Origin of the sequence: Zoogloea sp. 1C4, from assembly GCF_009469605.1 — a bacterium.
GTDB lineage: Bacteria > Pseudomonadota > Gammaproteobacteria > Burkholderiales > Rhodocyclaceae > Zoogloea > Zoogloea oryzae.
Window position 1 is genome coordinate 214,196 of the sequence record NZ_SSXU01000003.1, and the last position, 24,934, is coordinate 239,129.

Sequence of the window (24,934 nt, forward strand, 5' to 3'; positions counted from 1 at the left end):
GTAACCGCCGGCCTTGTGGGGGCGAGGACGACCAGCAAATATCAGACCACGCCAATCCACCGCCCAAAACCGCAATTGGCTGGGGCATCTGTCTCATTTGCCGAACAGGCGTCTCCATTTGACGAAGAGAATTGAGACAGGTGTCTCCTTATTCGCCCGTGAATTGACCCCAATTCACCATCCGGCGCGAATTTCATTTGCTGGCAAAGAAATTGCAATGAGTCTCCCGTGCCCGGCCCGCCCAGGGAAAAAGGCATCCGTTGCTTCGGCGAGGTATTCCGGAGCCACCAATTAAAAGAGGAGACAACCATGAAACCGATTTCTTCCACCCGCCGTGGTCGAATCGACGGCCGACTTGCTGCCGCCGTCGTTCTGCCCGTTCTTGCATTTCCGGCGTTTGCCGAAACCAATGTCGAGATCTACGGGATCATCGACGCAGGCCTGCTGTACCAGAGTCGCACCGACCCGGACGGCAAGAGCAAGACGTCCATGGAAACCAGCGGCCTGCGCCAGTCGATCCTGGGCTTCAAGGGCGACCGCGACCTGGGGCGCGGCCTCGAAGGCTTCTTCAATCTGGAGATCCACTACGACACCAACAACGGCCGCTTTCATGGCACGGGCGACGCGGAAGGCACCGGCACCCCGTTCTTCCGGCGTCAGGCCAACCTCGGCCTGAAGGGCGACTGGGGCAGCGTGACCCTGGGCCGCCAATATGGCCCGGCGCTGCTCGCCCATATCGGCACCGAGCCCCGCGCCTTCAAGGAGCAATTCTCCAACCTTTATGCCTGGGCCTATAACCAATACCAGGCCACTGCCGGCGCGCCGGGCACCGACCGCAATACCAATAACGACGTGGGGATCTTCTTCAGCAACGCGATCCAGTACCGCAATACCGTCGGGCCCTTCAGCTTCGGCGTGCTGTGGTCGGCCGGCGGGCAGTCGGGCAGCACCCAGAAGAACAGCGCCTGGGCCCTGGGCGGCACCTATACCGGCCCGGTGATCCTGTCGGCCTCGTATCAGGTCATCAAGGACGAGCAGACCGCCAACGACAACGTGCGCCACGGCGGCCTGGGCATTGCGGTGCCCTTTGGCGATTTCACTTTCAAGGCCAATTACCTCAACGCCCGCAACAACCACTCGAACGGCCTCAACGTGTCGAACGTGAACGCCATCGGCGTGGGCGTCGACTGGAAATGGCGCGCCGACAACACCGCGACCCTCGCCTACTACGACAACAAGGACCGCCTCAATTCGGGCGATCACACCCGCAACGTCGTGATCTCCAACGATTTCGCGCTGCGCAAGGACACGACGCTCTACGTCCAGACGGCCTTCGTCGATGCGGATTCGGCGGCGACGATCAAGACCAGCATCGTCGCGGCGGGCATTCCCAGCGTGGGCCATCGCTCGACGCTGCTGAACGCCGGCATCAACTTCACTTTCTGAGACCGCCCGCGCCCGGACACCGGAGGCGGGCCTCCCCCGCCCTCCCCGCCCCGCTGCCGGACCGCCGATCCGCACCCTATTCCACGAGGAACCCCATCATGAAACGTGTCCTGTCCCCCGTCTTTGCCGCCGCCTCGCTGCTCGTCGCCGGCGCCTGTGTGGCTGCCGATGCGCGCCCCGGCTACGCCGACCCCGACAACTGGCCGCAGTACCACCGCAGCTCCAACGCCTGGCGCTTCAGCCCGCTCACCCAGATCAACAAGCAGAACGTGAAGAAGCTGAAGGTGGCCTGGGTGCACCAGCCGGGCAACATCGCCCACGGCCTGCAAGCCACCCCCATCGTGCTGGACGGCGTGCTGTATTACATCTCGGCCGACAACAACGTGTGGGCCGTGGATGCCGCCACCGGCAAGACGATCTGGCACTACACCACCAAGCTCAACCCCATCGCCAAGCAGGCCTTCTACGCCTCGGCCAGCCGCGGCGTGACGGTCGGCCGCGGCAAGGTCTTCGTTGGCACTCTCGACGGGCGCTTCCTGGCCCTCGACCAGAAGACCGGCAAGGAGCTGTGGTCCACTCAGCTCACCGATCCCAAGACCCAGTACGGCGCGCTGTTCTCGTCGCCGCCCCAGCTGGCTGGCGACGTGCTCTTCGGCGGCACCACCGGCGGCGACCAGCCCATCGCCGGCAAGATCTACGCAGTGAATGCCGACACCGGCAAGCCGGCCTGGAACTTCGAGATCATCAAGGATGACCCGGCAAGCTGGCCGGGCGAGAGCGGCAAGGTGGGCGGCGGCTCGGCGTGGATGCCGGGCACCTACGACGAAGCCTCCGACACCATCTATATCGGCACCTCCAACGCCGCGCCGGATTACTACACCCTGGGCCGCGAGGGCGACAACAAGTACACCTCGACCCTGCTCGCCATCGACCCCAAGACCGGCAAGCTCAAGTGGCACCGCCAGGAGATCCCCCACGACAGCTGGGATTTCGACGCGGCCTACGAGGCGCTGGTGGTCAAGAAGGGTGGCAAGGACGTGATCGTCCACCTCAACAAGAGCGGTTTCGTGTTCGTGATGGACAAGCAGGACGGCAGCCTGGAAAACGTCTGGCAGTTTGCCGAGAACATGAACTGGGCCAAGGGCATCGACCCGAAGACGGGCGCCCTGATCGAGCCGCGCCGCCCCCAGCCGGGCAAGCGTGAACTGCTGTGCCCCAACCTGCTCGGCGCCCGCAGCTGGAACCACGGCGCCTACAACCCGGGCACCGGGCTCTGGTACACCCACGCGATGGAAGTGTGCAACGAGGTCGTCGCCGGCAAGGACGACCCGGCCAACCTCACCGCCATCTCGGCCCTGTCGCTGGGCATCGACGAGATCAAGCTGGTGCCGCCGCCTTCCGGCAAGAAGCCCGATGGCCGGCTGGATGCCCGCGACCCGCTCACCGGCAAGATCAAGTGGAGCATCCGCTACCCGCTGCCCCCGCTCGCCAGCGTGCTCACCACCGGCGGCGGGCTGGTGTTCACCGGCGACATGGAAGGCCACCTGTTTGCCTACGACGCCGACAACGGCAAGGAGCTGTGGCGCTTCAACGCCGGCTCCGGCGTGCGCGGCGGCCCGGTGAGCTACTCCGTCAAGGGCAAGCAGTACATCGTGATCCCCACCGGCCTCGGCTCCCACGCGCCGGGCTTCCTGGCCGGCGCCTTCCCGCAGATCAAGGATCTGCCCGGTGGCGCGGCCCTGATGGCCTTCACCCTCGAGTAAGCGGCTCCGCAGCACGGCCACGCCGGACGCGGCTGCCGTGCTGTTCCGGGGTGCGGCGTCGAGACCTCCCCTCGCCGCACCCCATTTTTTTGGATGAGCACAACAATGAAAACTTCGATCCGTCTCCGCCCGACGCTGCTGCGCGGGCTTGCCCTCCTGTCGATCGCCACCGCCGCCGTCGCGGTCGCGCCACCAGCCGACGACGCCAAGGCCCGCGTAGCCGCCGGCAAGAATCGTTTCGACGCCCTGTGCGTGAGCTGCCACGGCGCAGCCGGCACCGGCGTCGCCCCTGGCAGCAGCGCCGCCAGCTATGGCCCGCGCCTCGCCGGACGTACCGATCTCGACCCTACGCTGATCCACGAACGCATCGTGCGCGGCAAGCATGGCGACAAGGCCATGCCGCCCTGGGGCACGGTGCTCGACGAGGAGGCCATCGAGCAGCTGACCGCCTACGTCAAACTGATCGCCGCCACCCAGCCAAAGGCCGCCACCCACCTGACGCTGGCGCCCTTCGATCTGGATGACCCGGCCCGCGTGGAGGCCGGTCGCCGTCGCTTTGCCAAGACCTGCGCCGGCTACTGCCACGGCCACGAGGGCACCGGCGGACGGGCGCCGGACTTCAAGGGCCGCGGCGACGACCTTCCGCCCGAGCTGGCCTTCGAAACCATCAGCAAGGGCCGCCAGGGCGCCGAGGTGATGCCTCCCTGGGGCGCCGCCTTCACGCCAGACCAGATCTGGGAGCTGGTGGCCTATCTCAAGCATCTGGGGCGCCAGCAGCCGTAGCGCCCGCAGCGTCAGCCACAAGAAAAAGGGGCCACGAGGCCCCTTTTTCGTTAGCGCTGGAAGTCGTCACCACGCCTGACGATTGGGCGCGACGATCTGCAGCTTGGCGAGTTTGCGGTAGAAGGTGGCCCGCGACAGCCCCAGCTCCCTGGCCGACACCGTCACCTGCCACTGGTTACGGCGCAGGGTTTCGAGCATGCGTTCGCGCAGCGCCAGATCCTTGGGCTTGAGGGCAGGCGCCGGGGCTTCCGTCTCCGCAACCAGCGGCGGCAGTGCCGGCTGGGCCGCCGCCCGCATCAAGGTCGACGGCGCGGCGTTGAAGAGATCCGGCGGGAACGACTGGGGCATCAGCAGCGGCCCGTCGCTGATCGCGCAGGCGTAGCGCATCGCATGGCGCAGCTGGCGGATGTTGCCCGGCCACGGGTGGCGCAGCAGGGCGTCGCGGGTTTCGTCGGCAAGGCGCAGCTCGCGGCTCATGGCCTGGGCTTCCTCGTGCAGCACCCGGTCGATCACCGTGCCGATGTCCTCCCGCTCCCGCAGCGGCGGCAGCAGGAAGACCGCGCCGTTGAGCCGGTAGTACAGATCCTCCCGGAAACGCCCTTCGGCCACCAGCCGCGGCAGATCCTGGTGGGTGGCGCAGACGATGTGCAGGCGCACCGGAATCGGCTGCTCGGCGCCCAGCGGCAGCACCTCGCCCTCGGCCAGCACCCGCAGCAGACGGCTCTGCAGCACCAGCGGCATGTCACCGATCTCGTCGAGGAACAGCGTGCCGCCGTCGGACTGGATGATCTTGCCCCGCGCGCCCTTGCTGCGGGCGCCGGTGAAGGCGCCGTCCCGGTAACCGAAGAGCTCGCTCTCGATCAGGCTTTCCGGGATCGCCGCACAGTTGAGGGCCACGAAGGGCTGTTTGTGGCGGTCGCTAGCGTCGTGGATGGCCTTGGCGAAGGCCTCCTTGCCGGTGCCCGTCTCGCCCAGCAGCATCACCGGGATGTCGCGATTGACCACCTTGAGGGCGCGCTGCACGTTGTTGCGCACCCGTGGGTCGTCGGTGGCCAGGTGGCCGAAGCCCCGCGCCTCGGCAGTGCTGACGGCCTCGCCGCCGGATGCCACCGGATGCGCCGGCGCGGAGCGGGGTCGGGCGTCGGGGGCGCGGAGCAGCCCGAAGATGCGCGCGCCACTACCCTGGATGCGCAGCGGGATCGCCTGCCCCGGGCGGGCGTGGGACGCAGAGAGCAGATCTGCCGCCGAACACTCGAAGAGATCGCCGATGTATTCCGGCGCCGGCCCGCGGCGCTGCAGCAGCTCCTGCCGGGCGCGCCGGTTGCCACCCACGATGCGGCCGCCGTCATCGAAGGCAACCAGGTAATCGGTATGCACGTGCATCAGCTCGGGGCTGCGGCCCAGCTGGAGGATCCAGTAGCTGCGCAGGCTGTGGAAGGCGAAGGCGTCCTCGATCAGGCGCGCCTTCTCCACCACCATCTGGAAGACCAGCACCTGGCTCTCGCGGTGCTCGGGCGAATTGAGGGCCGAGGCATCGAGGACCGCCAGCGGCTCGTCGTCGATGCCGAAGATCGGCGCCGAGCTGCAGGTGAAGGCGATGTTATGGGAGCGGAAGTGCTCGTCCCGATGCACGAGGATCGGCTGGCGATCGACAAGGCTGGTGCCGACGCCGCAGGTGCCCTCTTCCATCTCGGACCAGCGGGTGCCATCGCGAAAGCCTTCGGCGCGGAATTCGCGCTCCAGCTCGGGCACGGTGCGCAGGTCGACGGTGACGCCGGCTGCGTCGGTGAGCAGCACGCAGTATTTGGCCGGCCGCAGCGAATCGTAAAGGCGGTCGACGCCCTCCCGCGCGATGCGCATGAAGGTATCGAGCCGCTCCCGGTGCTCGCGCAGCTCGCGGGCCGTGACCACCTGCGGCAGGCTGGCCTGCCCCGGGTCGACACGATAGTTGCTGAGGGAGCGCTCCCACGACCGTGCCAGCCTGTCGTGCACCGGCTGGCGGCTTGCGATGCTGCCGCGCTCCACCACATCGACCACCCGCGCCACATGGCGGGCGATCTCTCCATGACCCCGAATCATTGTTTTTTCCCCTTTGTTTATTAATAGGTAGGGATTTTTATGTATTGCTTCCTTTGGTAGCGCGAAGCGTATTCCGTTACGTCAATTAAATCAATGCCGCGACACCACCGAGAAAATGAGACAGGTGTCTAATTTTCCTGGTTATTTTCGGTCGCCTGTATCAACTTATGGCTCACGTCATTTTATTGCGCCGCCGCAATAGCCAGCCCAATAACGCCAATCACACTGATTGCCCTGGCTATTTCCACTAATGCGCCGCAATATGAAAAATACGGGCAATTGCTGGCACGCGAACTGCTAAATGGATTGGACCTGAATCCAAATAGCGGAGCCATCGTGAGACAAATATCGGAAGCCCCTCCTGTGATTGGCATCGTGGCCAATCCTGCGTCCGGGCACGATATCCGGCGATTGACCAGCGGGGCCTCGGTTTATTCCGCCGCCGACAAGGTCAATTGTGTCGAACGGTTGCTCGGCGCCCTCGGCGCGACGGGGGTGACCCGCGTACTGATGATGCCCGACCGGGCCGGCATCGCCGTCCGCCTCCGCAAGGCGGTCGAGCTCAATCGCCGTCGCGGCAACGCCCGCTGGCCGCGGGTGGATTTCATCGACATGCCGGTGCTGGAGGACGACCGCGACACCGTCCGGGCCGTGCGCGAGATGCGCGCAGCCGGGGTGGCGATGATCGTCGTGCTCGGCGGTGATGGCACCCACCGGGCGGTGGCGCTGGCGTCGGGCGACATTCCGCTGGCGACGCTCTCCACCGGCACCAACAACGCCTTTCCGGCCCTGGGCGAAGCGACCGTCGTCGGGCTGGCGGCTGGGCTCGCAGCCACCGGGCGCGTGATGCCCGCCTGCATCCACAACAAGTGCCTGCGCATCACGCACCCCGGCGGCGAATCCATGGCCCTGGTGGATGTGGGCGTGATGCCGGCCGAGCACATCGGCGCCCGGGCGGTGTATGCCGCCGATGCCGTCGAGGCCGTGTTTGCGGCCTTCGCCGAGCCCGACGCGATCGGACTTTCCGCCATCGCCGCCGCCTGCGGCCCGATCGCCCGCACCGCGCCGTTCGGACGCTGGGTGCGCCAGGGCGCCGGCACGGCCCGCCTCGCGGCGATTTCGCCCGGGCTCGTGCAGGCGGTGGAGATTGCCGCCAGCGGCCTGATGCAGCCCAGCATCGCCTTCGAGCTCGGCACCCAGCCCGCCATCCTGGCCCTCGACGGCGAGCCCGAGATCGTGCTCGACGGCCGTGGCCCGGCGAGCGTGCGGCTCGCCCTCGATGGCCCGATCACCCTCGACGTGGCGGCCACGCTGGCCGCCGCCCATGCGGCAGACGCCCTCGTGGTGACTGCCAGACAAGAACCCGCCCTGCGCGACGGCCCGCCCGCCGCGCCGGGGCAAACGGGCGCCGATCACACGATCGCCCCGGCCTGAATCCGGGCGGCGGACTCACCGGGCCGCCGCTGGATGCCCTCAACACTTCCAACAAACTGGAGACAACCGTGACCAAGAAACTCGAACGCGAAGACCTGCTGAAGGCCTATCGCACCATGCGCACCATCCGTGAGTTCGAAGAACGCCTGCACACCGATTTCGCCACCGGCGAGATCCCGGGCTTCGTGCATCTTTACGCCGGCGAGGAGGCGTCGGCCACCGGCGTGTGCATGAACCTCACCGCCGAAGACCACATCGCCAGCACCCACCGGGGCCACGGCCACTGCATCGCCAAGGGCGTCGACCCGGTGGGGATGATGGCGGAGATCTGGGGCCGCACCACCGGCACCTGCAAGGGCAAGGGCGGCTCGATGCACATCGCCGACCTGTCGGTGGGCATGCTGGGCGCCAACGGCATCGTCGGCGGCGGCGGCCCGCTGGTGTGCGGCACCGCGCTCGCCGCCAAGCTGCGCGGCCAGCCCTTCGTGAGCGTGTGCTTCTTCGGCGACGGCGCGTCCAACCAGGGCACGATCTTCGAGGCGATGAACCTGGCCTCGGTGTGGAACCTGCCGGTGATCTTCCTGGCCGAGAACAACGGCTACGCCGAAGCCACCTCGTCCAAGTTCTCGGTGGCCTGCGAAAACATCGCCGACCGCGCCTCGGCCTTCGGCATGCCCGGCGTGACCGTGGATGGCTTCGACTTCTTCGCGGTATACGAGGCCGCCGGCGAGGCCATCGAGCGCGCCAGGAACGGCGGCGGCCCGTCGCTGGTGGAGGTGAAGCTGTCCCGCTACTACGGGCACTTCGAGGGCGATCAGCAGACCTACCGCGCCCCGGGCGAAGTGCAGGCCCTGCGCGACAACAAGGACTGCCTGATGCAGTTCGCCCGCCGCGTCACCCAGAGCGGCGCCCTCACCCAGGCCGACCTCGACACCATCGACGCCGAGGTGAAGGCCCTCATCGACGGTTCGGTCGTCAAGGCCAAATCCGATCCCAAGCCGAGCGAAGCCGACCTGCTCACCGACGTGTACGTGAGCTACTGAGCCGCCACCCCAAGGAATTCAAAGGAGACAAACCCATCATGGCAAGAAAAATCACCTACCAGCAGGCCATCAACGAGGCCCTCGACCAGGAAATGTCCCGCGACCAGAACGTCATCGTCATGGGCGAGGACGTGGCCGGTGGCGAGGGCTCGCCCGGCGAGCAGGACGCCTGGGGCGGCGTGCTGGGCGTCACCCGCGGCCTCTACCACAAGCACCCGGGCCGCGTGATCGACACCCCGATCTCCGAATCCGGCTACGTGGGCGCGGCGGTCGGCGCGGCCTGCTGCGGCATGCGCCCGGTGGCCGAACTGATGTTCGTGGATTTCCTCGGCGTGTGCTTCGACCAGATCTTCAACCAGGCCGCCAAGTTCCGCTACATGTTCGGCGGCAAGGCCGAGACACCGGTGGTCATCCGCGCCATGTACGGCGCCGGCTTCCGCGCCGCGGCCCAGCACTCCCAGTGCCTCTACAACATCTTCACCCACATCCCGGGCCTGAAGGTGGTGGTGCCGTCCAACCCCTACGACGCCAAGGGCCTGCTGATCCAGTCGATCCGCGACAACGACCCGGTGATCTTCCTGGAGCACAAGGCGCTCTACACCATGGAAGGCGAGGTGCCGGAAGAGCTCTACACCGTGCCCTTCGGCGAAGCCGCCGTGGTGCGCGAAGGCAACGACGTGACCATCGTCGCCATCGGCCGCATGGTCCAGAAGGCCCAGGAGGCCGCCGCCGAGCTGCAGAAGGCCGGCGTGCAGTGCGAGATCATCGACCCGCGCACCACCTCGCCCCTCGACACCGACACCATCCTCGAAAGCGTCGAGAAGACCGGCCGCCTGATCGTGGTGGATGAATCCCATCCCCGCTGCTCCATGGCCTCCGACATCGCCGGCCTCGTCGCCGAAAACGCCTTCGCCAGCCTCAAGGCGCCGATCCGCCAGATCACCGGCCCCCACTCTCCCGTGCCCTTCAGCGATTCGCTCGAAGAGCTCTACATCCCCAGCGCCGCCAAGATCGTCGCTGCCGCCAAGTCCCTCAAGGAGTACCGCTGATGTCCGCCATCCATCCCGTCACCATGCCCAAGTGGGGCCTTTCCATGCAGGAGGGGAAGGTCAACGGCTGGCTCAAGCAGGTGGGTGATGCCATCGAGAAGGGCCAGGAGATCGTCGAGGTCGAGAGCGAGAAGATCGCCGGCGCCATCGAGGCGGCCGAGAGTGGCCTGCTGCGCCGCACCCTCGCCAACGAGGAAGACGTGCTGCCGGTGGGCGGCCTGCTGGGCGTGATCGCCGACGCGGGCGTGTCGGATGCCGACATCGACGCCTTCGTGGCCGACTACCTGTCCAACTTCAAACCCGCCGACGGCGAAGCCGAGGACCAGGGCCCCACGCCCCAGAAGATCGACGTGAATGGCCACCGCCTGCGCTACCTCAAGCGCGGCGAAGGCGGCGAGCCGATGCTGCTGATCCACGGCTTCGGCGGCGACCTCAACAACTGGCTGTTCAACCATGAGGCCCTCGCCGCCGACCGGGAGGTGTACGCCCTCGACCTGCCCGGCCACGGCGAATCCACCAAGGACGTGGGCGAAGGCACCCTGGAGAGCCTCGCCGACACCGTGGCGGCCTTCATGGAGGTGGTGGGTGTCGATGCCGCCCACCTGGTCGGGCATTCGATGGGCGGCGCGGTGTCGCTGATGGTCGCCAAGCGCCACCCGGCGCGGGTGCGTTCCCTGTCGCTGGTGTGCTCGGCGGGCCTCGGCAGCGAGATCAACAGCGGCTACATCGACGGCTTCGTCGCCGCCGGCAGCCGCAACGCCCTCAAGCCTGTGCTGGCCGATCTCTTCGCCGACAGCGGGCTGGTCACCCGCCAGCTGGTGGACGACCTGCTCAAGTACAAGCGCCTCGAAGGCGTCGGCAGCGCGCTCACCACCCTCTCCGGCAAGCTCTTCGCCGGTGGCCAGCAGGCCGTGGTGCTGGCCGACGCGCTGCCGGAGATCGCCAAGCCGGTGCTGCTGGTGTGGGGCGAGGAAGACCGCATCATCCCGGTCGCCCACGCCAACGCGCTGTCCGGCCGCTACCAGGTGGAAGTGCTGCCCAACCGCGGCCACATGGTGCAGATGGAGGCCGCCAACGAGGTGAACCGGGCCATCGCCCGCTTCGTCGGCTGATCGTCCCAACCCGCGCGGGGCCCTCCGGCCCCGCGCCCATCGGAGAGACTCCATGACCCAAGCCATCGACGGGCACGTCGGCCTGCGCGGCGCCGACAAGCTCGCCCGCATCCCGGTCAAGGTCGACAGCGCCCGCGCCTCGCCCCCCAAGCCGCCCTGGCTGCGCGCCCGCGACCCGGGCACCGCGGTGGTCAGCGCCCTGCGCGAGCGCCTGCGCAGCCACACCCTGCACACCGTCTGCGAAGAGGCCGACTGCCCCAACATCGGCGAATGCTTCACCCGCGGCACCGCCACCTTCATGATCATGGGCGGCATCTGCACCCGGCGCTGCCCCTATTGCGACGTGGCCCACGGCCGCCCGGCCGCGCTGGATGCGGACGAGCCACGCCGCCTCGCCGACGCCGTGCGCGAGATGCGACTGCGTTACGTGGTCATCACCTCGGTGGATCGCGACGACCTGCGCGACGGCGGTGGCGCCCACTTCGCCGCCTGCATCGACGCGGTGCGCGGCGCCGTGCCGGGCATCCGCATCGAGGTGCTGACGCCGGACTTCCGCGGCCGCGAGGCGCTGGCGCTCGACCGTCTGGCCGCCACGCCGCCCGACGTCTTCAACCACAACATCGAGACCGTCGAGCGCCTGTACCGGGCCGTGCGCCCCGGCGCCGATTACCACGGCTCGCTCGCCCTCATCGCGCGGGTCAAGCGCCTGCTGCCGACGGTGCCCACCAAGTCCGGCCTGATGCTGGGCCTGGGCGAGACGGACGAGGAAATCCTCGCCACCCTGCGCGACCTGCGCGCCCACGGATGCGACATCCTCACCCTCGGCCAGTACCTGCGTCCGTCGCCATCCCACCTGCCGGTGGATCGCTACGTGACGCCGGAGTCCTTCGACGCGTGGCGGCACGTCGCCCTTGGGATGGGCTTTTCCGAAGTGGCCGCCGGGCCGCTGGTGCGCTCGTCCTATCGCGCGGATGAGCTCGCCCCCGGCGTGCAGGAGGCGCGATGAACACGGTCATCTGCGTAAACGGGCGAGCGGCCGACGTGCCATCCGGCTGGAAAGTGACCGATCTGGTGGATTCGCTCGGCTACACCGGCAAGCGGATCGCGGTGGAAGTGAACGGGCAGATCGTCCCCAAGGGGCGCTACGCCGAGACCGGGCTCTCAGGCCAGGACCGGGTCGAGATCGTCGTGGCCGTGGGAGGAGGCTAGTCATGGGCAACATGGAACCAAACTTCAGCACCACCGCCGGGCCGCTGGATACGCCCTTCGTGCTGGGCGGCCAGGTCTTCGGCTCGCGCCTGCTGGTGGGCACTGGCAAGTACCGGGATTTCGCCCAGACTCGCGACGCCATCGACGCCAGCGGGGCGGAGATCGTCACCGTGGCGATCCGCCGGGTGAACATCGGCCAGGACCCGTCCGCCCCGAGCCTGCTCGACGCCCTCGACCCCAAGCGTCACACCCTGCTCCCCAACAGCGCCGGCTGCTACACCGCAGACGACGCCGTGCGCACCCTGCGCCTCGCCCGCGAGCTGCTGGACGGCCACGATCTCGTCAAGCTCGAGGTGCTGGGCAGCCCCGAGACGCTCTTCCCAAACATGCCCGAAACCCTGCGTGCCGCCGAGACGCTGGTGCGCGACGGCTTCCGGGTGATGGTGTATTGCTCCGACGATCCGGTTCAGGCGCGCATGCTCGAAGCCATCGGCTGCGTGGCGATCATGCCGCTGGCGAGCCTCATCGGCTCGGGCATGGGCATCCTCAACCCGTGGAACCTGCGCATCATCATCGACGAATCCCGCGTGCCGGTGATCGTGGATGCTGGCGTCGGCACCGCGTCGGACGCCGCCATCGCGATGGAGCTGGGCTGCGACGGCGTGCTGATGAACACCGCCATCGCCGCCGCCGGCGACCCGGTGCGCATGGCGCTGGCGATGCGGCAAGGGGTCAGCGCCGGCCGCCACGCTTTTCTTGCCGGCCGCATGCCCCGGCGCGAATACCAGGGCAGCCCGAGCTCGCCGGTGGAAGGCGTGATCGGCCAGCGCCCGGGAAGGCGAGTGGCCTGACAGGCCGAAACTGCAAACGCGACTTCGGGCGTAATGCCGTTCAGCGCTACATGAACGGCATTACGCCCGAAGGCGTCTTCTTGCTGGAACCGGGAATCCGGACGGATTACAGGTTCTCGAGGCGCAGGCGGGTCACCTTGCCGGTCACCGAATCCAGGCCCTCAATCTTGGCGATCGCCGCGACCATGTTCTTCTCGATGGTCAGGTGGGTCAGGATGATGATGTCGGTCTGGGATTCACCCTCTTCCGGCTCGCGCTGGAGCATGGCGTCGATGGAGATCGACTGGTCGGCCAGAATGCGGGTGATGTCGGCCAGCACGCCCGGCTTGTCGAGCACGCGCAGGCGCAGGTAGTAGCTGGTTTCCACCTCGTCGATGGGCAGCACCGGCAGCTCGGTGATCTGATCGGGCTGGAAGGCCAGGTGCGGCACGCGGTGCTCGGGGTCGGCGGTGTGCAGGCGGGTGACATCCACCAGATCGGCGATCACGGCGGAGGCGGTCGGCTCGGCGCCGGCGCCCTTGCCGTAGTACAGCGTGGCGCCCACGGCGTCGCCCTGCACCAGCACGGCGTTCATCGCGCCTTCAACGTTGGCGATCAGGCGCTTTTCGGGGATGAGCGTGGGATGCACGCGCAGCTCGATGCCGGAATCGCGACGGCGCGCGATGCCCAGCAGCTTGATGCGGTAGCCCAGCTGCTCGGCGTACTTGATGTCCACGCCGTCGAGCTTGCTGATGCCTTCCACGTAGGCCTTGTCGAACTGCACCGGCACGCCGAAGGCGATGGAGGCCATCAGCGTGGCCTTGTGGGCGGCATCGACGCCTTCGATGTCGAAGGTCGGGTCGGCTTCGGCGTAACCCAGGCGCTGGGCTTCGGCCAGCACTTCGGCGAAGGACAGGCCCTTGTCGCGCATCTCGGACAGGATGAAGTTGGTGGTGCCGTTGATGATGCCGGCGAGCCACTGGATGCGGTTGGCGGAGAGGCCTTCGCGCAGCGCCTTGATGATGGGGATGCCACCGGCGACGGCGGCTTCAAACGCCACCATCACGCCCTTTTTCTGGGCGGCGGCGAAGATCTCGTTGCCATGCACGGCGAGCAGCGCCTTGTTGGCGGTGACCACGTGCTTGCCGTTCTCGATGGCCTTCAGCACGAGTTCCTTGGCGATGCCGTAGCCGCCGATGAGCTCGACGACGATGTCGATCTCGGGATCGGTGACGACCGAGAAGGCGTCGTCGGTCAGCTTGACACCGTCACCGGCAACCTTCTTCGCCAGCTCCAGGTTCTTGTCGGCCACGGTGGTGATGCGGATCGGCCGGCCGGCGCGGCGGGTGATTTCTTCTTCGTTGCGCTTGAGGACGGTGAAGGTGCCACCGCCGACGGTGCCGATGCCCAGGAGGCCAACATTGATGGGTTTCATGGTTCTGGTGGAGTGAAGAGTTAGGGTGAAGGATGAAAAAACGGCCGGCGCAGACTGCTGCCGGCCGGGATGTCAGGTGCCGTGCCGCTTGCGGTAGCTCGCCAGGAAGCGGGCGATACGGCCGATGGCGTCACGCAGGTCGTCCTCGTGAGGAAGGAAGACCAGCCGGAAGTGGTCGGGGCTCGGCCAGTTGAAGCCGGTGCCCTGCACCAGCAGCACGCGCTCGGCCTCGAGCAGCTCGGCGATGAACTGCTGGTCGTCCTCGATGGGATACATCTTGGGGTCGAGCTTCGGGAACATGTACAGCGTGGCCTTGGGCTTGACGCAGGTGACGCCGGGGATCGCGGTGATCAGCTCGTGGGCCAGATCGCGCTGGCGACGCATGCGGCCGCCGGGAGCGACGAGGTCGTCGATGCTCTGGTAACCGCCGAGGGCCGTCTGGATCGCGTACTGGCCGGGCACGTTGGCGCACAGGCGCATCGAGGCCAGCATGTTGAGGCCTTCGATGTAGTCGGCCGCCGGACGCTTGTCGCCGGACACCACCATCCAGCCGGCGCGGTAGCCACAGGAACGGTAGTTCTTGGACAGGCCGTTGAAGGTGACGGTGAGGACATCTTCGGACAGCGAGGCGATGGAGGTGTGCGAGATGCCCTCGTACAGCACCTTGTCGTAGACCTCGTCGGCGTAGATGATCAGGCCGTGCTCACGGGCGATCGAGACGATGGCCTTGAGGGTTTCGTCGGGATAGACGGCGCCGGTCGGGTTGTTCGGGTTGATGATGACGATGGCGCGGGTGTGCGGGGTGATCTTGGCGCGGATGTCGTCCAGATCAGGCTGCCAGTCGTTGGCCTCGTCGCAGATGTAATGGCGCGGGGTGCCGCCGGAGAGACTCACGGCGGCGGTCCACAGGGGGTAGTCGGGCGCCGGCACCAGCACTTCGTCGCCGGTGTTGAGCAGCGCGTTCATCGCCATCACGATGAGTTCGGACACGCCGTTGCCCACGTAGATGTCTTCCAGCGTCACACCCTTGATGTGCTTCTGCTGGGTGTAATGCATGATCGCCTTGCGGGCCGCGAAGATCCCCTTCGAATCCGAGTAGCCAGCCGCGTTGGGCAGGTTGCGGATCATGTCGAGCTGGATTTCTTCCGGCGAATCGAAGCCGAAGGCGGCCAGATTGCCGATGTTCAGCTTGATGATCTTGTGACCCTCGTCCTCCATCTTCTTCGCCTTCTGCAGCACGGGGCCGCGGATGTCGTAGCAGACGTTGGCGAGTTTGTCGGACTTGCGGATTGGTTGCACGGCGGTTTCCGTTTCCTGGAGAGTGGGCGCGGGCTCGGTGGCGACACGCAATTTGGCTTGGCGACTCATTGTTCCACGCGTGGTCGGCACATGAGTGCGGAACGACGCAAAGCTATAATGTTACCCAAGCCACCCTGACCGGGCAAATCAGCCCCCGTCCCTGGACCCATAAAAATCATGAAACTCCACCTCGACAAGAGCGACCAGTACTACACCATCGCCCGTTACGACGCGCGCCACGTGATGATCGGGCCCGAGCGCCACGAATCGAACCTCATCGTCATGCCCGAACGCCTCGACACCAACTGGCACCCCGGCAGCTTCGAGACCCTCGACGAAGCCGCCTTCGCCCACCTGGCCGGGCTGGGCTGCGAGATCGTGATCCTCGGCACCGGCATGCGCCAGCGCTTTCCGGCCCCCAAGCTGATGAAGGCCCTCATCGATGCCCGCATCGGGCTGGAGGTGATGGACCTGGGCTCCGCCTGCCGGACCTACAACATCCTGGTGGCCGAGCACCGCAACGTGGCCGCGGCGCTGCTCTTCGACCCGGCCTGACGGGCAATCTTCACGCCGGGCCGATTGTCAGCCCGGCGCGTTTCGGATTAGGCTGGCGGCGCACCCAACCGAATCCGGAGACATCATGCTCGACCAGGCAGCGCCCGACTTCAGCCTTCCCGCCACCGGCAACCCCGACTTCAGCCTGTCGTCCCTCAAGGGCAGCAAAGTGGTGCTCTACTTCTACCCGAAGGACAGCACCCCCGGCTGCACCACCGAAAGCCAGAACTTTCGCGACCTGCACGACGAGTTCGTCGCTGCTGGCGCGGTCGTGCTGGGCATCTCCCGCGACAGCATCAAATCCCACGACAACTTCCGCGCCAAGCAGGCGCTGCCCTTCGCGCTGGTCTCCGACCCGGACGAGACCGCCTGCACGCTGTATGGCGTGATGAAGATGAAGAACATGTACGGCAAGCAGGTGCGCGGCATCGAGCGCAGCACCTTCGTGATCGACGCCGATGGCGTGCTGCGGCGTGAATGGCGCGGCGTGAAGGTGCCCGGTCACGCCCAGGAAGTGCTGGATTACATCAAGACCCTGTAAACCCCCGCCCCCCGACAGACAGCCCCGGAAGACGAGACCACCATGGCCACCCGACGCCCCGCGAAGTCCAAAGCCCCCGCCACCAAGCTGTTCGTCCTCGACACCAACGTGCTGATGCACGACCCCACCAGCCTCTACCGCTTCGAAGAGCACGACATCTTCGTGCCGATGATGACGCTGGAAGAACTCGACTCCAACAAGAAGGGCATGTCGGAAGTCGCCCGCAACGCCCGCCAGGCAAGCCGCTCCCTCGACGAGATCGTCGGCTCCTGCCCGGACGGCATCGAGGCCGGGATCAGCCTCGCCGGCCCGTCCTCCGAACTCGCCAGCGGCCGGCTGTTCCTCCAGACCGAGGCGATCGACGTCAAGCTGCCAGCCGCGTTGCCCACCGCCAAGGGCGACAACCAGATCCTCGCGGTGGTGATGTACCTCTACGAGAAGTTCGACAAGAAGCGCCCGGTGATCCTGGTGTCGAAGGACATCAACATGCGCATCAAGGCCCGCGCGCTGGGGCTCGCCGCGCAGGATTACTTCAACGACAAGGTCCTCGAAGACACCGACCTGCTCTACACCGGCACCAAGGAGATCGACGCCGCCTTCTGGGAGGCCAACGGCAAGGACATCGAATCCTGGAAGCAGGATTCCCACACCTACTACAAACTCAAGGGCCCGGACACCGCCGACCTGCTCATCAACGAGTTCGTCTACCAGGAGGGCGAGCAGCCGCTGCAGGCCTGGGTGTGCGAGAAGAACGGGCGCAGCGTCACCCTCGAGACCTTGGTGGATTACTCCCACCAGAAGAACAACGTGTGGGGCATCACCGCCCGCAACCGCGAGCAGAACTTCGCCCTCAACCTTCTGATGAACCCGGAGATCGACTTCGTCACCCTCCTCGGCCAGGCCGGCACCGGCAAGACGCTGCTCACGCTGGCCGCCAGCCTCACCCAGGTGCTCGAGACCAAGCGCTACTCCGAGATCATCATGACCCGCGTCACCGTGCCGGTGGGCGAGGACATCGGCTTCCTGCCCGGCACCGAGGAAGAAAAGATGGCCCCGTGGATGGGCGCGCTCGAAGACAACCTCGACGTGCTCAACGGCACCACCGGCGAGGGCGGCGAATGGGGCCGCGCCGCCACGCGGGATTTGATCCGCAGCCGCATCAAGATCAAGTCGCTCAACTTCATGCGCGGGCGCACCTTCATCAACAAGTTCCTCATCATCGACGAAGCCCAGAACCTCACCCCCAAGCAGATGAAGACCCTCATCACCCGCGCCGGCCCCGGCACCAAGGTGGTGTGCCTGGGCAACATCGCGCAGATCGACACGCCCTACCTCACCGAAGGCTCGTCCGGCCTCACCTACGTGGTGGACCGCTTCAAGGGCTGGCCCCACTCCGGCCACATCACCCTGCAGCGGGGCGAGCGCTCGCGGCTGGCCGACCACGCCGCAGAGGTGCTGTAAACCCTCCAGGCACCGGGGCGTCAAGCTTTCGCCCTGGCCGCCGATAAGCGATACAGGGCAGCTGGCGGGGAGCAATCCCCGCCAGCACGTTTTTGTGCAGATTCCGTGATCCACCGGAAACCCGGATGGAAGAGAGGGCGTGGTGGGAGATTTCAGTCAGATCGAGAAGCGCCCCCTGCGGCTGGCGTACTGGGGGCAGCTTGCCGCCCTGCTGACCACCGCACTGGTCCTCGCCTACCTGTCGTGGTCCAGCTATCACGACACGATCACCAAGGCTGAAACCACCTCGAGCGGCATCGCCCGGGTCAACGCCTTTGCCCTCGACACCACCCTCAACACCGCCGACATGCTGCTGGCCGAGACGGCAGCCATCGTCGCGCCCCACATGGCCGACCGCGCCGCCCTCGACGCTGCCTGGCGCGAAGAATCGCGCCGCCTGCGCCTGTACCTCTCGCGCATTCCCCAGCTCAACAGCGTGCGCATCTTCAACGCCGCCGGCGAGCAGATCCTCACCACCGACAGCGCCGCCGCCAACCGGCAGGTGAACGTGGCCGACCGCGCCCATTTCCAGGCTGCCCGCGACAACCCGGCGAGCGGGCTGGTCATCTCGGATGTGGTCGTCTCGCGCACCACCAACCGCAACGCCATCGTGCTGCTGCGGGGCATCCGCGACGCCCAGGGGCGCTTTCTCGGCGTGGTCAGCACGCCCCTCGACCTCGCCTACTTCGAGCGCCTGCTGGCCGACGCCCAGCTCGGCCCCGAAGGCGCGGCCGCCGTCCGGCGCGTGGATTCCAGCAAGATCGTCGCCAGCCACCCCTACAGCCCCGGCATCATCAACAAGATCGACCCCGACCACCCGGCCCACCGGCAGATCGCAGCCGGCGCCGTCTCGGGCTCGGTGCAGAGCACCGGCCAGTACGACGGCGTGCAGCGCATCGTAAGCTTCCAGCGCCTGGAGCACTTTCCCCTCTACGTGGTCGTCGGCATCTCCCGGGCCAGCGTGCTGGAAGCCTGGCAATGGCGCGCCCTTGCTGCGGCGGTGCTGGTCGCCCTCGCCCTGCTGTCGGTCAGCCTGTTCTACCGCCGGCTGGCGAGCACCAACCGGCTGCTGGGCGGGGTGCTCGACGCGGCCTCGGAGGTGGCGATCATCGCCACCGACCACCGGGGCCTGATCACCCTGTTCAACCAGGGCGCCGAGAACCTCTTCGGCTACCCGGCCCATGAAGTCGTCGGCAAGTGCCGCCTCGACGAACTCCAGTCCGACCCGCCCCCCGCCGACCCCGACACCTCGCCGGCGGAAGCCCCCCTGGCCCGCCAGGCCCGCGCCGGACGCACCGAACGATCCTACCGCCGCAAGAACGGCAGCCCGATCCAGGTTTCCCAGATCATCACCCCCCTCGCCAGCGGCCGCAACGGCGCGTCCGGCTACCTCTGCGTGGCCCACGACGTGGCCGAAAGCCGGCGGGCCACGGGCCTGCAGGCGGCCCAGAACCATGTCCTCGAGATGATCGCCAGCGGCGCCCCGCTGCCCCGCGTGCTCGACGAACTGGTGCGCGGCGTCGAAGCCCAGGCCGGCGGCCTGCGCTGCACCGTCCTGCTCTTCGACGCCAGCACCGGCACCCTGCGCCACGGCGCCGCCCCCAGCCTGCCCGACACCTTCAACCGTGCCGTGGATGGCCTGCCCATCGGCCTCAACCGGAACGCCGGCACCAGCGCCAGCTTCCTCCACGACGCCGTGCTCCTCGACGACATCCGCACCGATGCGCGCTGGTCGGCGCTCCACGCGGCGGCCCTCGACGCCGGGCTCCAGGCCATCTGGTCCACCCCGATCCTCGACGCCGGCGGGCGCCTGCTGGGCACCTTCGCCGTCCTCAACACCGACGTCGGCATCGACGTCGCTGCGGCCGAAAAGATCGTGGACGTGGCCACCCACACCGCCGCCATCGGCATCGCCAGCGCCCTCTCGGCAGCCGCCCAGGAAGCCGGCGAGAAGCGCATGCGGCTGGCGCTCCACGCCGCCAACATGGGCGCCTACGAATACGTGCCATCCACCGACCGCGTGCATCGCAGCGGCGACGTTCCCCGCGCCTGGGGCCTCGACACCGAAGGCACGGGCCAGCACTACCTCGCCCTGGTCCACCCAGAAGATCAGGAGGGCATCGCCAACGCCCTCGCCGGCCTCACCCCCGACACCCCTGACTACGCCGTCGAATACCGCCTGCGCAAGCGTGACGGCAGTTACATCTGGGTGGCCGACTGGGCCAGCGCGGTGTTCGACGACGACGGCCGGATCGACCGGGTCTTCGGCGTATGCCGCGACGTCACCGGCCGCCGGGCCCTCGAGGACGAGCTCCAGCAGCACCAGCAGCACCTCGAAAGACTGGTTGCCGAACGCGCCGCGCAGCTCTCCAGCTCCGAAGCCAACCTGCGGCTGATCCTCGAATCCACCGCCGACGGCGTGTATGGCGTCGACAACCACGGCCGCGTCACCTTCATCAACCCGTCGGCCTGCCGGATGCTCGGGCTCGACCAGGAAGCCGTCATCGGCACCCATATCCACGCACTGATCCACCACAGCCACCCGAACGGCAGCCCCTACCCCGCCATCAACTGCCCCACCAACCAGGCCCTCCAGCACGGCGAGGGAATGACCATCACCGACGAGGTCTACTGGCACACCGACGGCCACCCGGTGCCGGTGATCTACTCCACCCACCCGATGGTCCGCGACGGCCGCATCGTCGGCGCGGTGGTCAGCTTCATGGACGCGACCGAACGGCGCGCCCTCGAAGAAGAACGCGAGCAGGCCCGCCTCGCCGCCGAGCGGCTGGCCCGGGTGAAGAGCGAGTTCCTCGCCAACATGAGCCACGAGATCCGCACCCCGCTCAACGGCATCCTCGGCTTCGCCCACATCGGCTACCGCGACAGCACCGACCCCCAGCAACGCAGCGCCTTCGCCCACATCCTCGATTCGGGCAAGCTGCTGCTGGGCGTGGTCAATGACATCCTCGACTTCTCGAAGATCGAAGCCGGCAAGCTCCACATCGAAGCCGTCCCCGTGGACCTGCCGGCCCTGCTCGAGACCATCACCACCGCCTTCGACGAACGGGCCGAGAGCCGCGGCCTTGCCCTGCGCCTCGTGCGGGCGCCCGACCTGCCCGAAAGCTGCCTCGCCGACCCCCTGCGCCTGGGCCAGATCCTCACCAACCTGCTCTCCAACGGCCTCAAGTTCACCGAGAAGGGCGAGGTCTCGCTCAGCGCCGCCCTTGATGGCGACAGCCTGGTGTTCCGCATCGCCGACACCGGCATCGGCATCGCCGAGGCCCAGCTCGCCCAGCTCTTCAACGCCTTCGAGCAGGCCGACAGCTCCACCACCCGCCGCTTCGGCGGCACCGGGCTGGGGCTGGCGATCACCAAGCGCATCGTCGATCTTCTGGGCGGCACCATCAGCGCCACCAGCACCGAAGGCCAGGGCAGCGTGTTCGAGGTCCGCGTGCCCTACATCCCCGCCCCGCGCCCGGCCCTGCCCGCGCCGCCCGCCGCCGACAACGCCGCGCAGCCCGAACGCCTCGCCGGCATCCGCGTGCTCGCCGCCGAGGACAACGAGGTCAACCAGATGGTGCTCGAGGACATGCTGCTCTCCGAAGGCGCCATCCTGACCATGGTGGATAACGGCCGCCAGGCGGTGGATGCGGTTGCGAGCCACGGCGCCGATGCCTTCCAGGTGGTGCTGATGGACATCCAGATGCCCGAGATGGACGGCTACGAAGCCACCCGCCGGATCGCCGAGCTGGCGCCGGGCCTGCCGGTGATCGGCCAGACCGCCCACGCCCTGGCCGAGGAGCGCGCCAGATGCCTCGAGGCCGGCATGGTCGCCCACATCGCCAAACCCCTCGATCTCGACATCCTCGTGGAGACCCTCCTCCGCCACGTCGGCAAGCCGCCGGCCCCGGCGCCTGATCCGATGATCGACCGCGCCGCCCTCGCCGCCCGTTATCCGGGGCGGCCCGAGTTCGTTGCGCGCCTGCTGGGGATCTTTGCCGGCACCGCCGCCGAACGGCAGGCCGGGCTGGACGAAGCCATCGCCGCCGGCGATCTGCGCCGGATCGTCGAGGTGGCCCACGCCCTCAAGAGCTCGGCCGCCAACATCATGGCCTCACGCCTCGCCGAGCTCGCCCGCCAGACCGAGCACGCCGCCCGCGACGGCCGGCCCGAAGCCCTGACCCTGGCTGCCGGCCTTAAGGCCGCCATCGCCGACACCGCCGCCGAGATCGAAAGACCGGAACACGCCTGAGGGCGCTCAGCGCCCGGCGAGCCCCCGGGCCACCTCGGCCAGCGTGGCGGCATCCAGGCTCGGCACGGCCAGCGTCTGCCCCTCGGCCAGGCGCCGGTACAGCCCCTCGCCGCCGCGGCGATAGGCCGGGTCGTAATGCCGGGTGACCAGCTCGGCGGCCAGCTGCGGCCAGGCCTTCGCCTCGACCAGCGCCTTCCAGGCCGCCACCTGCTCGTGGCCGTGCTGGGGCACCAGCCGGTCGAGCTTGCTGCAGAAATCCGCCGGATCGGCGATGAGATCGGTGTAACGCGCCAGCAGATGCTCCACCCGGGCCGCCAGCGGCGCGTCGATGCGTACGCAGTCGGCGCTGCGCAGGCATTCGAAGAGCGCACCGGGCACGTGCAGGCGGCCGATGCGCCGGCTCTCGGATTCGGTCCACACCGGCCGCGCCGGATCGACCCCGCGCAGCACCGACCACAGGCGCGTCTCGAAGGCCTTCTGCCCCGGCTGGGGCGTGCTCGCCTCGCCGCCGAGCACCGACCCCCGGTGGCTGGCCAGGCCTTCCAGATCCAGCACCTGCTCGCCCGCTTCGGCCAGTGCCCCCAGCAGCGCCGTCTTGGCGCTGCCGGTGGGCCCGCACAGCACCCGGAAAGCCAGGCCTGCCGGCAGGGTTTCGAGGTCGTCGAGCACCCGCTGGCGGAAAACCTTGTAGCCGCCTTCGAGCCGCTGGGCCGCCCAGCCCACCTGACGCAGCACGATGGTCATCGCCCCGCTGCGCTGGCCGCCGCGCCAGCAGTAGATCAGCGGTTTCCAGCCCTTCGGCTTGCTGAGAAAATGCGTCTCGATGGCGCGGGCGATGTTGCGCGACACCAGCGCCGCCCCCAGCTTGCGGGCCTCGAAGGGCGACACCTGCTTGTACAGCGTGCCCACCCGCGCCCGCTCCTCATCGTCGAGCACCGGACAGTTGATGGCGCCGGGGATATGATCCTCGGCGAACTCGGCGGGCGAGCGTACATCGACGATCGAATCGAAGCTGTCGAGCCGGTCGAGGCTCGCGGAAAGATAATCTGGCTGGGAAGACACGAGAAGAATGAACCTGATGAATCAACTGGAACCAAAAAACGCCATGACTGAAGCGCCCCTGCGACTGACCGAATTGTCTCACGGTGGCGGATGCGGCTGTAAGATCGCCCCCGCCGTGCTCTCCGAGATGCTCGCCCACATGCCGGCGGCCCAGCCCTTCGCCAACCTGATGGTGGGCACCGAGACCGCCGACGACGCTGCGGTGTGGCGCCTCAACGACGAGCAGGCGCTGATCGCCACCACCGACTTCTTCATGCCGATCGTCGACGACCCCTTCGACTTCGGCCGCATCGCCGCCACCAACGCCCTCTCCGACGTCTACGCCATGGGCGGCACACCGATCATGGCGCTGGCCATCGTCGGCATGCCGGTGAACAAACTGCCGCTGGACGCCATCGGCCGCATCCTTGAAGGCGGCGCCAGCGTGTGCGCCCAGGCCGGCATCCCGGTTGCCGGCGGCCACAGCATCGATTCGCCCGAGCCCATCTACGGCCTCGTGGCCCTGGGCATCGCCCACCCGGATGTGATCAAGCGCAATCGCGATGCGAAGGACGGCGACGTGCTGATCCTCGGCAAGCCCCTGGGCGTGGGCATCCTCGGCTCGGCCATGAAGAAGGGCGTGCTGGATGCCGACGGCTACGCCCAGATGATCGCCACCACCACCAAGCTCAACACCGTGGGCCCGGCGCTTGCCAAGCTGCCCGGCGTGCATGCGCTCACCGACGTCACCGGCTTTGGCCTGCTGGGCCATCTGCTGGAGGTGTGCCGCGGCGCCAGCCTGGGGGCCACGGTGCAGGTGGCCGACGTGCCGATGATGCCGGCCGCCGTGCCTTTTGCGAAACAGGGCATCGGCCCCGGCGCCATCGCCCGCAACCTGGCCAGCTGCGGCGACGCGGTGCGCTTTGACGAGGGCGTGGCCGAATGGCAGCGCAGCGTGCTGGCCGACGCCCAGACCAGCGGCGGCCTGCTGGTGGCCTGCGACGCCGCCAGCGCCGACACCGTGCTGGAGACCTTCCGCGCCGGCGGCTTTGGCGATGCGGCAGTGATCGGCCGCATCCACAGCGGCCCCGCCGAGGTGCGCATCACCGGCTGAGCAGCCGGCCGCGGGGTGATCGGCGGGGCTTCGCCCTGCAAACCCGCAGTTTTCTTGTAGGTCGGACTTCAGTCCGACACTGCCGTCATTGCAAAAAGCCTTGCCCGCAAGGCTTTTTGCTTTGGGGGGCGAGCTTCAAAGCCTTGCGACCGAAGCAGAAAGCCTCGATCGCAACGCTGCGGGCCTTGGGCGTCGAGCAGAAAGCCTTACGGCCAAGGCAACAGGCTTTGCGCGCAAGGCAGATAACTTGAAGATGCAAAGCGCCAAGCCTTGCGGGCAACGCAATTTGCCTTGGGGTCGCGGCTCGAGGCCTTGCGGCACGAGCTTTGAAGTGGGCGCGCAGAGGGCCGAGCCCGGAACAACGAGCGGATCAGCTTGCGGCCAAAGCTCAGGCCTGCGTCCAGGGGGTCGGGATCAGATCAGGAGTGCTGCGGAAGGAAGAACGC

The 24,934-nt window shown here is 67.7% G+C and carries 19 protein-coding genes; 15 read left to right on the plus strand and 4 right to left on the minus strand.

Annotated elements, in window-relative coordinates:
* Positions 1-309: 309 nt before the first annotated feature.
* The 3 genes from GH681_RS05390 (at position 310) to GH681_RS23585 (ending at position 3,992) form a co-directional block, all read left to right on the plus strand.
* Complete coding sequence (locus GH681_RS05390; RefSeq protein WP_153160402.1) at positions 310-1,446, plus strand: porin; 1,137 nt, start codon at positions 310-312, stop codon at positions 1,444-1,446.
* 98 nt (positions 1,447-1,544) lie between these two features.
* The gene (locus GH681_RS05395) at positions 1,545-3,209 is read left to right on the plus strand and encodes a PQQ-binding-like beta-propeller repeat protein (RefSeq protein ID WP_153160403.1); all 1,665 of its coding nucleotides are present in this window, start codon (positions 1,545-1,547) and stop codon (positions 3,207-3,209) included.
* Between the two features lie 105 nt (positions 3,210-3,314).
* Positions 3,315-3,992, plus strand: a complete 678-nt coding sequence (locus GH681_RS23585; RefSeq protein ID WP_228111786.1) for a c-type cytochrome — start codon at positions 3,315-3,317, stop codon at positions 3,990-3,992.
* Positions 3,993-4,058: 66 nt separating this feature from the next.
* Here the strand turns inward: GH681_RS23585 and GH681_RS05405 are convergent, their stop codons facing one another.
* The gene (locus tag GH681_RS05405; RefSeq protein ID WP_228111787.1) at positions 4,059-6,071 is read right to left on the minus strand and encodes a sigma-54-dependent Fis family transcriptional regulator; all 2,013 of its coding nucleotides are present in this window, start codon (positions 6,069-6,071) and stop codon (positions 4,059-4,061) included.
* A gap of 375 nt (positions 6,072-6,446) precedes the next feature.
* On the opposite strand from GH681_RS05405, the gene GH681_RS05410 reads away from it, so the two are divergent.
* The 7 genes from GH681_RS05410 to GH681_RS05440 all read left to right on the plus strand — a co-directional run bounded on the left by GH681_RS05410 (position 6,447) and on the right by GH681_RS05440 (position 12,769).
* A complete protein-coding gene (locus GH681_RS05410) occupies positions 6,447-7,505 on the plus strand; it encodes an NAD(+)/NADH kinase (RefSeq protein ID WP_228111794.1) in 1,059 nt (352 codons plus the stop codon).
* 68 nt (positions 7,506-7,573) lie between these two features.
* Positions 7,574-8,548: a thiamine pyrophosphate-dependent dehydrogenase E1 component subunit alpha gene (locus GH681_RS05415; protein WP_304951750.1), complete on the plus strand. Its 975-nt coding sequence runs from the start codon at positions 7,574-7,576 to the stop codon at positions 8,546-8,548.
* A gap of 38 nt (positions 8,549-8,586) precedes the next feature.
* The gene (locus GH681_RS05420) at positions 8,587-9,597 is read left to right on the plus strand and encodes an alpha-ketoacid dehydrogenase subunit beta (RefSeq protein ID WP_153160405.1); all 1,011 of its coding nucleotides are present in this window, start codon (positions 8,587-8,589) and stop codon (positions 9,595-9,597) included.
* The gene (locus GH681_RS05425; protein WP_153160406.1) at positions 9,597-10,709 is read left to right on the plus strand and encodes an acetoin dehydrogenase dihydrolipoyllysine-residue acetyltransferase subunit; all 1,113 of its coding nucleotides are present in this window, start codon (positions 9,597-9,599) and stop codon (positions 10,707-10,709) included. The genes GH681_RS05420 and GH681_RS05425 overlap by 1 nt, the downstream gene beginning before the upstream one ends.
* A gap of 52 nt (positions 10,710-10,761) precedes the next feature.
* Complete coding sequence (lipA, locus tag GH681_RS05430; RefSeq protein ID WP_153160407.1) at positions 10,762-11,715, plus strand: lipoyl synthase; 954 nt, start codon at positions 10,762-10,764, stop codon at positions 11,713-11,715.
* Positions 11,712-11,918: a sulfur carrier protein ThiS gene (gene thiS, locus GH681_RS05435; protein WP_153160408.1), complete on the plus strand. Its 207-nt coding sequence runs from the start codon at positions 11,712-11,714 to the stop codon at positions 11,916-11,918. Before lipA ends, thiS begins: the two co-directional genes overlap by 4 nt.
* An 11-nt stretch (positions 11,919-11,929) precedes the next feature.
* Positions 11,930-12,769 (plus strand): thiazole synthase, encoded by an 840-nt coding sequence (locus tag GH681_RS05440; protein ID WP_153160513.1) that lies wholly within the window; start codon positions 11,930-11,932, stop codon positions 12,767-12,769.
* Positions 12,770-12,875: 106 nt separating this feature from the next.
* Here the strand turns inward: GH681_RS05440 and GH681_RS05445 are convergent, their stop codons facing one another.
* Together GH681_RS05445 and GH681_RS05450 are read right to left on the minus strand one after the other, a co-directional pair.
* On the minus strand, positions 12,876-14,183 hold the full coding sequence (locus tag GH681_RS05445; protein WP_153160409.1) for a homoserine dehydrogenase: 1,308 nt from the start codon (positions 14,181-14,183) through the stop codon (positions 12,876-12,878).
* 72 nt (positions 14,184-14,255) lie between these two features.
* Positions 14,256-15,482, minus strand: a complete 1,227-nt coding sequence (locus GH681_RS05450) for a pyridoxal phosphate-dependent aminotransferase (RefSeq protein ID WP_194271140.1) — start codon at positions 15,480-15,482, stop codon at positions 14,256-14,258.
* A gap of 177 nt (positions 15,483-15,659) precedes the next feature.
* Here GH681_RS05450 and GH681_RS05455 point away from each other — a divergent pair, with 177 nt between their 5' ends.
* The 4 genes from GH681_RS05455 to GH681_RS05470 all read left to right on the plus strand — a co-directional run bounded on the left by GH681_RS05455 (position 15,660) and on the right by GH681_RS05470 (position 22,333).
* Positions 15,660-16,037: an Mth938-like domain-containing protein gene (locus tag GH681_RS05455; protein WP_153160411.1), complete on the plus strand. Its 378-nt coding sequence runs from the start codon at positions 15,660-15,662 to the stop codon at positions 16,035-16,037.
* Between the two features lie 85 nt (positions 16,038-16,122).
* Positions 16,123-16,578, plus strand: a complete 456-nt coding sequence (locus GH681_RS05460) for a peroxiredoxin (protein WP_153160412.1) — start codon at positions 16,123-16,125, stop codon at positions 16,576-16,578.
* Between the two features lie 42 nt (positions 16,579-16,620).
* Positions 16,621-18,039, plus strand: coding sequence for a PhoH family protein (locus GH681_RS05465; protein ID WP_153160413.1), 1,419 nt, complete (start codon positions 16,621-16,623; stop codon positions 18,037-18,039).
* Positions 18,040-18,181: 142 nt separating this feature from the next.
* Positions 18,182-22,333, plus strand: a complete 4,152-nt coding sequence (locus GH681_RS05470) for a PAS domain S-box protein (protein WP_194271141.1) — start codon at positions 18,182-18,184, stop codon at positions 22,331-22,333.
* 6 nt (positions 22,334-22,339) lie between these two features.
* On the opposite strand, the gene mnmH is transcribed toward GH681_RS05470, so the two are convergent.
* Positions 22,340-23,395 carry a tRNA 2-selenouridine(34) synthase MnmH gene (gene mnmH, locus GH681_RS05475; RefSeq protein ID WP_153160415.1) on the minus strand — a complete coding sequence of 352 codons (1,056 nt, stop codon included), beginning with the start codon at positions 23,393-23,395 and terminating at the stop codon, positions 22,340-22,342.
* A gap of 43 nt (positions 23,396-23,438) precedes the next feature.
* Between mnmH and selD the strand changes: the two genes are divergently transcribed.
* A complete protein-coding gene (gene selD, locus GH681_RS05480; RefSeq protein ID WP_153160416.1) occupies positions 23,439-24,488 on the plus strand; it encodes a selenide, water dikinase SelD in 1,050 nt (349 codons plus the stop codon).
* Positions 24,489-24,934: the final 446 nt, after the last annotated feature.